The following is a 12,428-nucleotide window of genomic DNA, read 5'->3' as shown; positions in this document are numbered from 1 at the left end:
ATGAAGGCCAGAGAGATCCTCTCGGCCATCAAGGCCGGCCGCCCCGTTGCGGGAGACTGCCGGCGGCCGGATGTCGAGCCGCTGCCCGGGATCCCGGCATACCGGCTGACGACGGCGGCCTCCCGGCCCGACCGGACGGTCCTCTTCTTCCACGGCGGGGGGTCCACCGGCGGCTCGACATTCGACTCCCTCGACCTCTGCGCCCGGATCGCGGATGCTGCAGAGGCCGAGATCATCTCGGTCGAGTACCGGCTCGCCCCGGCGCACCCCTTCCCGGCGGCGGTCGAGGACGCTCTCTTCGCCTACCGCCACCTGCTCACGAGCGGCTACGTTCCCGAGCGTGTGGTGCCGGCCGGGCTCTCGGCCGGGGGGACGCTTGTTGTCTCGATGCTTCTAGCCGCCCGCGATGCGGGGCTCCCGATGCCGGCGGCGGGGGTCTGCCTCTCCCCGGCCGTCGATATGCTCTTCCTCGGCGATTCGGTCATATTCAATCAGGAGACGGACTGGCTTGAGCCAAAGACCCTCGCGGCGATGCGGGACGCCTACCTCCCCGACCGCGATCCGACAGACCCGCTGGCCTCGCCGCTCTATGCGGATCTCGCCGGTCTGCCGCCCCTCCTGGTCCAGGCGGGGGGCGGGGAGGTGTTGATCGACGGGATAGAGGCCTTCGTGAGCGCCGCCCGGCTCCAGGGGGTGCCGGTCGCCTTCGACTGCGTCGAGGGGATGTTTCACTGCTGGCAGGTCTTCGCCGCGGTCCTCCCCGAGGGCGCGGCGGCGGTCGAGCGGGTCGGTGCGTTCATCCGGCGGCACGTGCCGGATGAGGGATAAAGAGGCAGGCCGCCATCAAGCTCATTACCCCGGAGGTCCAATCAGTACAGGCGCGAGGGTAGCCAAGCGGTCAACGGCGGTCGACTCAAGATCGACTCTCGAAGGAGTTCGCGGGTTCGAATCCCTCCCCTCGCATTCTGGTTTTCGAAAAATCTGCCCCGCTTTGCCCTGCGCCCATCCATTACGCAGACGTCACCACCACACTCATTCAGACCGCCCGGAACCTACCCCTCCTCGGTCTGCAGAGCCGGGCAGAAGTTGCAGATCGAGAACGGGACGTCCTTTTCGCGGTCGCGAATGATGCAATAGTAGGACCCGTTGCGCTCCTCGACCCGGAACCCTCCCGGAAACGGCGTCCCCACCGGGTGGCCCGGGCGGTCGAGCACGAAGATCGTAAAAGCCGAGATCAGGTAATAAAAGGCCCGATGTCGGGGTGTATACCGAAACGGGAGCCGTTGTGTGGATTCATCCCACCGGAGGCATCCGTCGGGGATCATATTGCAGAACTCAACGAACGTTGCACAATCGGTGATCGGTTCGGTCATGGAGAGGAATCGGCCCGACCGGTACATGGAAAGAAGCTGGTGATGAGCGCCGAACAGCTGTTCGGTGATGTAGGGGTGCACCTGTTTTCGGTAGGGCTCAGGCAGCCGGACCATCTCCGCGTGCAGCCGTCCTCCGATGATCTGGAGGTCCGCAAGCGAGTAACGACTGACTTCTTCGCCGAGGATCAACCCGAGATCGCCTTTTGTCGCCGCGGCCGCCATCCGCCGGGCCATTTGATGGATTGCGTCCGCTTCGCCCTCTGCCGTGATCGGATCGAACCCCCTCCAGTATGAATTATTGATAATATTCCATTAATCTGGCGGGGGTTAGAGACCGGCGTTCAGTCCATCACAAGCAAGAGGATGTGATCCGGGTAGATCAGGGGCGGTCTTCCGGGGAGCGGGGCCAGGGTCCCGAGCCCTCAACTACTATACTGATTTGGCAGGTACTTCCTATCACTATCTATCAGTTTGTTACATTCTGATAGATATTGAAAACGTGATCTAGAGGGCCAGTAGATGGTGATACGGATGACTACGTGCTCTATCGACCCTAAACTAAAAAAGAAAACACCTGAAAGCCCAGGGCAACTCACTTGATCTTCTTCTCAAGCTTCTTGAGTTTCTTCTTGGCGGCCTGGTTGCCGGCGGCCGCCTGCGCTGCAAGTTCTTCTGCTTTGGCCTTCTTCTCTCTGTTATGTTTCTCCAATTGTTTCTTGCTCATTGCCATACAGTCAGTCATCTCACTGTGACTATGATTGATTCTATTTGCCGTTTTTCTATATATCCTCTATCGTCGTACCGGCCGAAATAGCCTCAAATACGTGAAAAATCGACTCATTTCAAAGCGTTCCACGGAGTGCAAATCCCGGTGGACAGATCCGAGGGGCAAAGCCGTGCAGTCATGAATGCCCAACCATCACCTGCCGGGCAACAGTGGAATTTCGGCGGAGCGAACCTCCTGCCCCGGCAAGACCATTGCGATGCGCAATACGGACGAGGAAGGAGCCCGGACGAGCCGACAGACTATTATATATCATCCATGACGTTCTCCTCATGAAGAGCCCTGCAACGAGGATCTCCCTATGGCGCTCCTGCCCGGACGGGGCTGGGCCGTATGCAGACCACTGAGCCGAACATGGAGGTGCGACCCGAGGTACTGCAGATACTGGAAGCCATTGAGGATGGCATCATCCTTGCCGATTCCCGGATGAAGATCCGGACCATCACCCCATCCATGGAGCGCCTCGCCGGGATCTCCGCCGACGGCGTCCGTGGTGCGGATGCGGCCCATATCGTCGCCAACCGAATCCTCCCGGACACCGGCCAGCGAGGGCCGGTCCTCGCGCTACTTTCCACCCGCACAGGGTCCGGGGAAGTCACGGTCCAGGCCGGGGAGCGATGGTACGCCGTCTCCTCCCGGCAGGTGCCGGAGACCGGCGACTGGATCATCCGCTTCCGCGACGTCACCCGTCAAACGATCGCCGAAGAAGAGGTGCGGCGGATATCGGCCGATCAGGCTCTCCTCTCCCGGGCGGCGACCGAACTTGCCGGGATGCCGCCCGAAGCCGACGTCTTCTCCGCAATCGGCGCCCACCTCCATGAACTCGCGCCCGGTTCCATCGTCGTCGTGAGCGCCGCCGACATCCAGGCGGGGACCCTGAGCCCGCGGGCGTTCTTCGGTATCGAGCCGTTCCTGCCGGAGATCATCGAGGTCTTCGGGGAGAACCTCACCGGGATCACGGTCGAGATCCCGCCGTACATCAGGGAGATCATGATCAGCGGCGAGATCGAGGAGGTGAAGGGGGGCCTGCAGGAGATCATCCCCGAACGGATCTTCCAGGAAGCCTGCCGGAAATTCGAGGCAATTGCCGGGTTCGGGCCGATCTACTGCATTCCGTTTACCTGGAAAGGCGAGATCTTTGGGACCGCCGTGATCCTCACCCGGCTGGAGGAAGGAGAGATCAATCTCCGGGCCGTCGAGGTCCTCCGGAACCTCGCTTCGATCGCCCTCCAGCGGCACCGGGCGGAGGCCGAACTGCGTGCGAGCGAAAAGACGTTCCGGACCCTCATCGAGAAGGGCTCAGAGTTCATCCTCATCATCGACGAGCAGTTGACGATCCGGTTTGCAAGCCCGCCTATCGAGCAGATAGACGGTTTCCCGCCCGAGGCGCTGGTTGGCCGGCATGCGTTCGATATGATCCAGCCCGAGGACCTCCCGCTGGTGGAGGAGGTGGTATCGACCCTGACAGGGAGGCCGGGAGGAAGCATGCAGGTCGAGGTTCGCTTCAGGGGCCCGCGCGGCACGCACGTGATCGAGGCGATCGTGACCAACCTCCTGGGAGACCCCCATATCAGGGGCTTTGTCGTAAACGCATGGGACATCACGGAGCGGAAGCGGACAGAAGATGCCCTGCGGCGGGCAGAACGGGAAAAGGCCCTTGTCCTCGACTCGACGGTCGAGATGTTCACCTACTACGACAGAGATCTCAATGTAATCTGGGTCAACCGCGCCGCCGCCGCATTCATCGGCAGAGAACCGGCGGACCTGGTCGGATACCGATGCTACGAGATATGGCACAACCGTACAAGTGTCTGCGACATATGCCCGGTTGTCATTGCCCGGGAGACCGGGCAGCCTCAAGAGGCCGAGATCACCGCACCCAACGGGAGGGTCTTCTTCCTCCGCGGGTATCCCGTCATCGATGAAGCGGGGGAACTTATCGGTCTCATTGAGTTCGCGCAGGACATCACCGAGCGCAAGCGAATCGAGGAGGAGAGGGCCCGGCTCCATCACGACCTGGTGGTTGCGAACCGAGAAGCAAACCTCTATCTGGATATCCTCACGCACGACATCAAGAACACGGAGAACGTCTCGAACCTCTACGCCGAGTTGCTCGCCGATGTTCTGGATGGTGAGGCCGGCAGATACGCAGAGAACCTTCGGCGGAGCATCAAAAAAAGCATCGAGATCCTGGGCACCGTCTCCACCATCCGCCGGATTCATCAGGCATCCCGCGAACTCAAACCACTGGATCTCGACGCGGCAGTCAGCAGAGTGATCGAGAACTTCCCGGGCAGTGCCATCCACTATAACGCAGTTCGCTGCCAGGTCTGGGCGGATGACCTCCTCTCGGTGATCTTTGACAACCTCATCGGCAATGCCGTCAAGTTCGGAGGGCCGGATGTCGAGATCGCCGTCAAGGCCGAGGAGCAGAACGACAAAGTGCTGGTAACGGTCGAGGATACGGGCCCCGGTGTGCCGGACGCTGAGAAGAGCGAGATCTTTCGCCGCTACGAGAAGAAGAAGCGGGGTGTCGGCGAGGGGCTCGGGCTCTACCTCGTGCAGATCCTTGTTGAGCGCTACGGCGGCAGCGTCTGGGTCGAAGATCGGGTGGCCGGTCACCCCGAAAAGGGAGCTGCGTTTCGCTTTACGCTCAAGAAGGTCGATGAATGAGCGAGAGGGATATTCCCGGCCGAGAATGCATCAAGGCCGATCGGCGTTAAGGATTCAAGAATAAAGCGGCAATCAAGAATATTTCGTATCACAACGGCATCGGGGGCCTGTTTTAAAAAGAAGAAGCAGAGAATACTCTTTATCAGTAAATATGGACGATGTGACGATTAAATTCATTTGCGGCGATAGTAAGGAGAGAGAGGCAATTTTAGAGAGAGCCAACCGAGAGTGGGCCGAGATAATTCACTCGAGCAGCGGAGCAAGTTACGCGTGGGACGCCATCGCAGATGCTAACGAAGACCTGTTAGTACTTGAGGCACCGGATGGGAAACTCCTTGGAGCATTATCGTTCTGCACGCGCTACGGAGATGAGAAGAACATCTATGTCTCCCGCATAGGGGTCATCCGGGAGCGCTGCGGGTACGGGCAACGACTCATGCGGGAAGTGGCAAAGATCGCCGCCGATAAAGGTCAGGGGGTCGTCGCACTCCCAACGGCCGAGGGGCAACGCCTCTTTTGCCGGATCGGGATGCGCTTTCGTCAACGAGCGGGGTCGCATGAACCGGAGTATGCGTTCACGCCCAATGAGGCGAGAAGGTTTGCAGAAGGTCGACAAATGAGCCGGGCTCTCAGTTCTCAAGGGTAATCCACCCGGCGGTGATTCTGGTCCGTCGCCGCGGAAACCTACGCTGCCGCCACCTCGACCTGGGATCTATTGCGGTCGACGTCCATCGTCCAGGCGATACGCATGATGGCACCGACGTCCGGCGTCACCATACAGACGGGGAAGTAACCGAAGAGCGACGCGTAATCGATCTTGAGCGCCCGGTACCGGGCGAGGTCAAGGGTGATCCTCTCGAGGTCCTGCACCATCTGCACTGTCACGGTGCCGCCCCGCACAGCTGGGGCGAGGTTTTCGACGGCCTGGAGCACATCCTTGCGGATCGTCTCGATCCTGGATGAGAGGAGGGAGTCGACGAGCGTGCGGCTGTAACCTCCCTGCAGGTGCCGCACGACGATCATCTGCGAAAGGAAGATAAGAGCGAACATGCCGGCCCCTAACTCGATATCGGCCTCGGCGGAGATGAAACTCGCGTAGGTCACCCCGGGGAGGACGATCGCCGCAATGGTGATGATGCCGGCAACGGTCGTCACGACGGCGACGGTGAGCGCGTATTTCAGTCCCTTGGTCCATGCCTCGTTATACCGCTCTTTGATGCGGGACTGCATGCCGAGGATCCCGGCAAAAAAGCCCCGCGAGTACGGCTGCACATACACGATAGCGAGATAGAAGACGATGATTGCGGCGGACTGGACGGTGACGATCACGGCGGAGTGCGGCGTAAACTCTCCATTCACAAGCCAGCCTGCAAGTGAGAAGATCGAGGAGAGGGAAAAGAGCACGAGAAAGCCAGGGGCGAGCGGCTGGCAGTTGATGAAGAAGAGGTTCCAGCCGAGTTCGTAGAGGGAATTCCTCTGTTGCGTGAGCCTCCGAGCCGTCTCTATCGCCTCGGCAGGGATGGCGGCGCCCTTTCCGAGGCGCTCCCATGAGATGATCTCTTCAAGACTCGTTCTCTTTCGATTCCCAAGATCGATGAGATACCTGATGTAGGACTTCAGAGCCTCCGTATCGGTCGGAAGCAGGAGGAGGAAGGGGTTTACCATCAGGAATAGAAAGGACGCCATGATCCAGTAGAAGAGATACTCCCCGGTGTATGCGACTAAAAGCCCCAGGTTGATCAGGAGCGCCGCTCCGAGGATGGGCGAGGTGTACTCAAGGCTCCACTTCACCCGACTGAGGGTGACCAGGTCGCTCTCTGCCGCGGCGATGACCTTCTCCGCCTCGATCCGGGTGGATGCAAGCCTTTGCGAGAACTCGTCCGGCGAGATCGCCGGCACCCCCGCCTCGCTATCCTTCCCGGACCGGCTCCCACGCGGCAGTCTCATCGATCATAATTTCTCCAGGATTATCTATAAAAAAGCAGGTGAATCGGGGGCCGAGAGCCCGAACCACCCCGATCGCCGTCATGAGGCGAGGGGAGACCCTCAATCCTCATCGCCGGCCGCCACCTGGGCGACGGGATACCCCTTCTCCGTCACGATCGTCGTCTCCTCGAGGTCCGGCCACTTGAGGACGACCCCATCCGTATCCTTCAGCGGGACGGGGGGATAAATCTTCTGCGTCAGCATCGAGACCGTGTACATCAGGATCCCGCCAACGACCATCGGGACGAAGGTGAAGAAGACCGTCCACTCGTTATCCGGCGGAACGAGGGTAAGCGTCCCCTGCTGCACCGAGAGAACGACGACGCCCGCCACCGTCGTGAGGAAACCGCCCGCCATCGAGGCTATGGCGCCGGGTGCGTTCGCCCGCTTCCAGAAGAGACCGCAGACGAGCGTCCAGAAGAGGCAGGCAAAGAGCAGGGTGAACCCAAAGATCATCAGGTCGTAGAGGCCGGGCGCAACGAAGCTGATCCCGATGCTGAAGAGCCCGATGACGACGACGAGAGCACGGGTGAGCCTCAGAACCTTCTTGTCGTCCCGGGCATGATCGGAGACCGCCCCGTGAACGATGGTGGTCGAGATCACGGCGGCCGACGCGAAGATGGCGGAACTCGCCGTGGACATGATCGCCGCCATCAGGGAGCCAACAAAGAGGGCCATCATCCAGGGGGAGAGCAGGGTCTTTGCCAGGAAGGGCACGATCAGCTCGGGGTCCTCGGCCAGGATGGCGCCGTCGATCATGCCGGTGTTGACCATCACGATCCCGAGCAGGCCAAGGAATATGGGCCCGAGGCCGGCGACCCAGTAGAGCCCCGCGCCAAGGACAAGACCCTGCCTTGCGGCCTGGTCGTCGCGTGCACAGAAGACCCGCTGGGAGATATCGAGCGATGCGAGGCTGCCAAGCCCCATGCCGCACCATGCAGCAAACCAGGCCATGATACCGGTGAAGGTCCACCCTAGACCACTCGGGGAAGCGTCGCTAGGGAGGATCGACCAGAAGTCCGTCGGGGTGTTCTCGGCGATGACATCGATGCCGCCGACGAATGTGATACCCGTCGGTATGAGGATCGCAAGGCCGAGGAGGATCAGAACCATCTGGATATTGTCGGTGATGATGACAGCGAGCATCCCGCCGAGGTAGGTGTAGATGATCACGATCAGCCCCGCGAGGATGGCGCTCTCGACACCGGGTAGACCAACCAGGACGTTGAGGATCTTACCAATGGCAAGGATCTGCACCGAGGTCCAGAAGATGAGCGTGGGGAGGGAGAGGAGCGAGGCGAGGTGTGCGCCCCGCGTCCCATACCGCAGGAAATACATCTCACCGAGAGATGCGATCTTTAACTTCCGGAGAATCGTCACGAAGAAGATCGCCATCAGGATAAGCGTGACGCCCGAGGCCCACGGATCCGCGATGGTGGCGAGCATATGGCCGCTGTAGGCCGCTCCGGCGCCCCCGAGAAGGGTGCCGCCGCCCCAGAACGTGGCAAAGAGCGTCCCGCCGATGAGAAGGGGGCCGACGCTTTTATTGGCAACCAGGTAACCCCTCGACGTATCGACGCCGCCACGACGCTGGACGATGAAACCGATGGCAAGCATCGCTGCGAGGTACAGCAGGATAATCAGAAGTTCAATGGTCATCCAGAAACCAGTATAGGTTTTCCTCTGGAGTTTTGAGGATTTCGGAATACATTTCTACAAATTGCGGGAAATATACAGAAATTCGGTTAGATGAGACAGCATAGGACTTTAGAAGGCAATTATGGTATCACACCCGATACTGTAACGGAGGCGGGGGGAAAATGATCGCCAGGGAGTTGGGAATCCAGTTCAATCTCCCCGGAGAACTCCAATGGAGAGAAGGATGCTGCCGTCCGATGCGAACCACGCGGAAAGACCCGGGCGATGAAGAGGGTGTCATGAACGACCGGGGATCTCGTCGCCCATCTTCCCGGCTGGCCAACGGAACCCCAAGAGGGCACACACCGCGGGAGCCGCTTCCGAGTTGAGGGAGGAGTAACGGGGGGCAGTGCCCGCGGCTCTACCTGCCCCCAGCACCTGCGGCCGCCCGATCCGTCAACCACGAGTAAAATTTCCGATGCCAGTACGGCACGTCGAGCGGCCGCGAGAGCGACTGCCAGGCCGCCCAGATCAGTCGATCGGAGATGCTCTGCCATTCGTCCGCCCGCCGGACCATGTCGTCTGCAGGCTGCCCGATAGCGTGCAGGAGCTCGTGCCAGATGCGAAGGACGATCGCCTCGTCATCCTTATCCTCCGGAGTGACCCGGATGCTCGCCCGGTTCTGCATCCCGCCCCCGAGGGCTCTTGCGGGGATGTCATCGTCAAAGACATAGACGGTTCCATCAGGGACCGGGAAGGGAAAGCCCTTCCACATCGGATCCTTCTGATCGAAGTAGCGGACTTGCGGCGTCCCGGTCCGGACCGTGAATTGAAAGAAAGGCGGGATAATCTTCAAGTGCGGCTCAAGCCTCCGCCGCAGTTCCTCGGTTTTGAAGAAGAGTTCGAAGTGAGGCATCGGGGCCGCATTGATCCGGGAAATAATAAAGGGTAATGTCATCCCTAGCCCGGGTCAACCAACCCCTGAACACCGGCGGATATCACCCAGGATGCCTATCCCCGGTCCTCCTGCGGCGGAGAACCCTTCGAGAGCATCTCCCGACGCTCGTCAATCCAGGCCCGGGTCCAGATCCGGAGATCCTTGATGCTGGCAGACCCCTGTCTGTCACGCATCGCCCGAAGGTGATCCTCAAGCTCGTCAGCCATGCCAAAGATCAAAGCCTCAGAACTTTCTTGCGATAACGCTCCCTCCGCCTTCAGGCGGGCGTTACCAAGGTCGAGAAAGTTCTGCAACTCACCTGTTGCCTCGAGAATCTTGGTAAGATTCAATCTGACGGTTGGTCCCATGGAGAGGGGATTGATGTAAGCACTACATAACTTCATCCATTTGACTCCAGGGCCAATTTGAACATTATTTTGGCAATTGACAGGGCTGATAACTCTGATTGGAATGAGAGCCCGCATCATTGCCCATACCGCCGGATTAGCCCTTGCCGGCGGATCTCGTACTTACAGCGTAATCATTTTATGGGGGACGGGCACTCAGTGCACGCCCAAGATCTGGAGGCATATCAGCCTTACCGAGAGTGGGGCAGTGGAGATGAGGAAGATGCAGGAACGTTCGGAAGTTATTCTTGAGCGCAGGACTCGGGCAGCCGGAGAGCGATGGTTCATGTCGGCTGACGACATCCTGGGAAAGAACGTGGTCAACCAGCTGGGCGAGGACCTTGGAGAGATATCCGATATGCGGATCGGGTTCCCCGAAGGCCGGGTCCAGTACCTGGTCCTCAGGTACGGCGGCATCCTCGGCATGGCGGCAAAGAGGTTTGCGGTCCCACCCGAGTCCGTGGTTTACCGCCCGGGGGAGGACAACTTTGTCGTGAACATCGACAAACAGCGGCTGGACAATGAGCCAGGATTCGAGGAGGACAACTGGCCAGAGGAAGCGGACTACAGCCTGATCCAGTCGGCCGGGACGATGACTCCCCCGACCAGGGAGGAAGCGGAGGCCATGAGGAGGGAAGAGCCCCCACCATCCGAGATCGTCACAACAGAACGGGTCGAGCGGCGGACACCCCCGAGGTAAACCAGAATACCGACGGGCTGGAAAACCACTCTATTTTTGCAAGCAGACGGAAGGATCGATTTTCTGTCGGGGAGGGGCGACCCTACACCTCTTTTTGCAGGCGCGCTCCCCGGACAGGAACCACATAGGGCGCCGCAAGATCCCGTTTCACCACCGCCTCGATGCCGTAGACGGACCGGAGCATCTCCTCGGTCAGCACCTCTTCCGGCGTCCCGTAACTGTAGACCGAGCCGGCCTTGAGCGCCATGAGACGGTGGCAGTATGCGGCTGCAAGGTTCAGGTCATGGATTGCGATGACGACCGCAAGACCCGTCCTCTCAGCCAGGCCTCGGAGGACCTCCATGACCCCCATCTGGTGGCAGAGATCCAGGTTGCTCGTCGGCTCGTCAAGGAGGATCACCCCCGTCTCCTGCACGAGGGCCCGGGCGATCATCACCCGCTGGCGTTCCCCGCCGGAGAGTTCGCCGACTCTGCGGAGCGCAAGCCCCCCGAGATCCAGAGCATCGAGCGCGGCAATCACCTTCTCCTCGTCGGTCTTGCTCACCGTCCAGTTCAGGTAAGGCCGCCTCCCCATGAGGACCGTCTCAAAGACCGTCGCTGCGGTCTGGTTCCCGGCCGACTGCGGCACGTAGGCCATCGCCTGCGCGACCTCCCGCCGGTGCATCCCGCGGGTCTCCCGACCGTCGAGCACCACCCTGCCGCTCCGGGGGGTGAGCATGCCGTCGATGCACCGGATGAGCGTCGTCTTCCCGCACCCGTTCGGCCCCACGAGCCCAAGGACCTCGCCCGCGTCGACCGAGAAGGTGATCCCCCGGAGCACCTGGCGGTCACGATAGGCAAACGAGAGGTCTTCGACCGAGAGCCGGGCCATCAGGCATTCCTCCGGTGCATGAAGAGGTAGATGAAGAACGGCACCCCGAGAAACGCCGTCACGATCCCGACGGGGAGGACCTGCGGCGCAAGGATGCTGCGCGCGATGCTGTCGGCACCGAGGAGGAGGAGAGCTCCCACGAGACCGGAGGCGGGGATGAGCGTGCGGAAGTCCCCGCCGATGACCATCCGGGTGATGTGCGGAGCCACAAGCCCGATAAACCCGATCGTCCCGGTGAAGCAGATGATCACCGCGGTGATCAGGGAGGCGATCATCATGAAGAGGATCATCGAGCGCTCCACGGGCACCCCGAGACTTGCCGCCACCTCGTCTCCCTCGGCGAGGGCGTTGAGGTCCCAGGCGCGGTAGAGGAGGTAGGGTATGGTGCAGGCGAGGACGAGGCTGACGATGGCAAGTTTGGGCCAGGTGGATTTGTCGACCGAACCGAAGGTCCAGAAGACCACCGCCCGGAGCTGTTCAGCGCTGCCGACGTACTGCAAGAGCGACGTCACCGCCGAGAAGAGATACATAATGGCGATACCGGCAAGGACCATCGTCTCGGATCCTATCCCGCGGTAACGGGCCATCCCGTAGATGGCAAGCGCGGCAAGCAGGGCAAAGAGGAAGGCGTTGCCGATGACGAGGTACTCCCCTCCGACAACCCCGGCGCCGAGGACGATCGCGATCGAGGCGCCGGTCGTGGCTGCTGAAGCAATCCCGAGGGTGAAGGGGCTCGCGAGCGGGTTTCGAAGAATCCCCTGCATGATCGAGCCCGCCACCGCAAGCCCGAACCCGGCACAGACCGCAAAGAGCACCCGGTGGAGCCGGTAGTCCCAGACGATGATCTCGGCCATCTCCGGGGCGGTGAATCTCCCGGGGAAGAGCCCGGCAAGGATCGCAATGTACGACTCGGCCATGGTGTAGTCGGCCGATCCGAGCGTGACCGCGACGCCGATGAGGATGACGAGGGCGATGAGGAGTCCGCCGATGAAGAGGGCCCGGGTCTTCTTCAGCCGGGCATATCCTTCTTGAATGGTGACGTTCTGCTCCATGGCTGCA

General features: G+C 60.8%; 12 protein-coding genes and 1 tRNA gene. 5 read left to right on the top strand and 8 right to left on the bottom strand.

The window, feature by feature from the left end; all coding sequences use genetic code 11:
• Both MCUTH_RS04485 and MCUTH_RS04480 read left to right on the top strand, forming a co-directional pair.
• Positions 1-828 (top strand): alpha/beta hydrolase, encoded by an 828-nt coding sequence (locus MCUTH_RS04485; RefSeq protein ID WP_066956116.1) that lies wholly within the window; start codon positions 1-3, stop codon positions 826-828.
• A 52-nt stretch (positions 829-880) separates the two neighbouring features.
• Positions 881-963, top strand: a tRNA-Leu gene (locus tag MCUTH_RS04480).
• Positions 964-1,052: 89 nt separating this feature from the next.
• Here MCUTH_RS04480 and MCUTH_RS04475 read toward each other — a convergent pair.
• Both MCUTH_RS04475 and MCUTH_RS11805 read right to left on the bottom strand, forming a co-directional pair.
• Positions 1,053-1,607: a DUF2115 domain-containing protein gene (locus MCUTH_RS04475; protein WP_066956113.1), complete on the bottom strand. Its 555-nt coding sequence runs from the start codon at positions 1,605-1,607 to the stop codon at positions 1,053-1,055.
• Positions 1,608-1,965: 358 nt separating this feature from the next.
• Positions 1,966-2,115, bottom strand: coding sequence for a hypothetical protein (locus MCUTH_RS11805; RefSeq protein WP_169795894.1), 150 nt, complete (start codon positions 2,113-2,115; stop codon positions 1,966-1,968).
• 375 nt (positions 2,116-2,490) lie between these two features.
• On the opposite strand from MCUTH_RS11805, the gene MCUTH_RS04470 reads away from it, so the two are divergent.
• Together MCUTH_RS04470 and MCUTH_RS04465 are read left to right on the top strand one after the other, a co-directional pair.
• A complete protein-coding gene (locus tag MCUTH_RS04470) occupies positions 2,491-4,830 on the top strand; it encodes a sensor histidine kinase (protein ID WP_066956110.1) in 2,340 nt (779 codons plus the stop codon).
• A 151-nt stretch (positions 4,831-4,981) separates the two neighbouring features.
• Positions 4,982-5,476, top strand: a complete 495-nt coding sequence (locus MCUTH_RS04465) for a GNAT family N-acetyltransferase (RefSeq protein WP_066956107.1) — start codon at positions 4,982-4,984, stop codon at positions 5,474-5,476.
• A gap of 38 nt (positions 5,477-5,514) precedes the next feature.
• On the opposite strand, the gene MCUTH_RS04460 is transcribed toward MCUTH_RS04465, so the two are convergent.
• The 4 genes from MCUTH_RS04460 to MCUTH_RS04445 all read right to left on the bottom strand — a co-directional run bounded on the left by MCUTH_RS04460 (position 5,515) and on the right by MCUTH_RS04445 (position 9,759).
• Entirely contained in the window at positions 5,515-6,777 is a 1,263-nt protein-coding gene (locus tag MCUTH_RS04460) for a G protein-coupled receptor family protein (RefSeq protein WP_066956104.1), read from the bottom strand.
• Positions 6,778-6,876: 99 nt separating this feature from the next.
• A complete protein-coding gene (locus MCUTH_RS04455) occupies positions 6,877-8,475 on the bottom strand; it encodes a sodium:solute symporter family transporter (protein WP_066956095.1) in 1,599 nt (532 codons plus the stop codon).
• A gap of 400 nt (positions 8,476-8,875) precedes the next feature.
• A complete protein-coding gene (locus tag MCUTH_RS04450) occupies positions 8,876-9,370 on the bottom strand; it encodes a hypothetical protein (RefSeq protein ID WP_066956092.1) in 495 nt (164 codons plus the stop codon).
• A gap of 95 nt (positions 9,371-9,465) precedes the next feature.
• Positions 9,466-9,759 carry a hypothetical protein gene (locus MCUTH_RS04445; protein ID WP_066956942.1) on the bottom strand — a complete coding sequence of 98 codons (294 nt, stop codon included), beginning with the start codon at positions 9,757-9,759 and terminating at the stop codon, positions 9,466-9,468.
• 253 nt (positions 9,760-10,012) lie between these two features.
• Between MCUTH_RS04445 and MCUTH_RS04440 the strand changes: the two genes are divergently transcribed.
• On the top strand, positions 10,013-10,498 hold the full coding sequence (locus MCUTH_RS04440) for a PRC-barrel domain-containing protein (RefSeq protein ID WP_236707433.1): 486 nt from the start codon (positions 10,013-10,015) through the stop codon (positions 10,496-10,498).
• 82 nt (positions 10,499-10,580) lie between these two features.
• On the opposite strand, the gene MCUTH_RS04435 is transcribed toward MCUTH_RS04440, so the two are convergent.
• Positions 10,581-11,369 carry an ABC transporter ATP-binding protein gene (locus tag MCUTH_RS04435; RefSeq protein ID WP_066956089.1) on the bottom strand — a complete coding sequence of 263 codons (789 nt, stop codon included), beginning with the start codon at positions 11,367-11,369 and terminating at the stop codon, positions 10,581-10,583.
• A complete protein-coding gene (locus MCUTH_RS04430) occupies positions 11,369-12,421 on the bottom strand; it encodes a FecCD family ABC transporter permease (RefSeq protein WP_066956086.1) in 1,053 nt (350 codons plus the stop codon). The genes MCUTH_RS04435 and MCUTH_RS04430 overlap by 1 nt, the downstream gene beginning before the upstream one ends.
• Positions 12,422-12,428 lie beyond the last annotated feature (7 nt).

It is taken from the genome of Methanoculleus thermophilus (assembly GCF_001571405.1).
GTDB lineage: Archaea > Halobacteriota > Methanomicrobia > Methanomicrobiales > Methanoculleaceae > Methanoculleus > Methanoculleus thermophilus.
Note: the sequence above shows the minus strand (reverse complement) of the source record. Positions and strands in the feature narration are given on the sequence as shown.

Coding starts and splice junctions, on each gene's coding strand:
- MCUTH_RS04485 (WP_066956116.1), top strand. CDS start 1: ATGAAGGCCAGAGAGATCCTCTCGGCCATCAAGGCCGGCCGCCCCGTT.
- MCUTH_RS04475 (WP_066956113.1), bottom strand. CDS start 1,607: ATGGCCCGGCGGATGGCGGCCGCGGCGACAAAAGGCGATCTCGGGTTG.
- MCUTH_RS11805 (WP_169795894.1), bottom strand. CDS start 2,115: ATGACTGACTGTATGGCAATGAGCAAGAAACAATTGGAGAAACATAAC.
- MCUTH_RS04470 (WP_066956110.1), top strand. CDS start 2,491: ATGCAGACCACTGAGCCGAACATGGAGGTGCGACCCGAGGTACTGCAG.
- MCUTH_RS04465 (WP_066956107.1), top strand. CDS start 4,982: ATGGACGATGTGACGATTAAATTCATTTGCGGCGATAGTAAGGAGAGA.
- MCUTH_RS04460 (WP_066956104.1), bottom strand. CDS start 6,777: ATGAGACTGCCGCGTGGGAGCCGGTCCGGGAAGGATAGCGAGGCGGGG.
- MCUTH_RS04455 (WP_066956095.1), bottom strand. CDS start 8,475: ATGACCATTGAACTTCTGATTATCCTGCTGTACCTCGCAGCGATGCTT.
- MCUTH_RS04450 (WP_066956092.1), bottom strand. CDS start 9,370: ATGCCTCACTTCGAACTCTTCTTCAAAACCGAGGAACTGCGGCGGAGG.
- MCUTH_RS04445 (WP_066956942.1), bottom strand. CDS start 9,759: ATGGGACCAACCGTCAGATTGAATCTTACCAAGATTCTCGAGGCAACA.
- MCUTH_RS04440 (WP_236707433.1), top strand. CDS start 10,013: ATGAGGAAGATGCAGGAACGTTCGGAAGTTATTCTTGAGCGCAGGACT.
- MCUTH_RS04435 (WP_066956089.1), bottom strand. CDS start 11,369: ATGGCCCGGCTCTCGGTCGAAGACCTCTCGTTTGCCTATCGTGACCGC.
- MCUTH_RS04430 (WP_066956086.1), bottom strand. CDS start 12,421: ATGGAGCAGAACGTCACCATTCAAGAAGGATATGCCCGGCTGAAGAAG.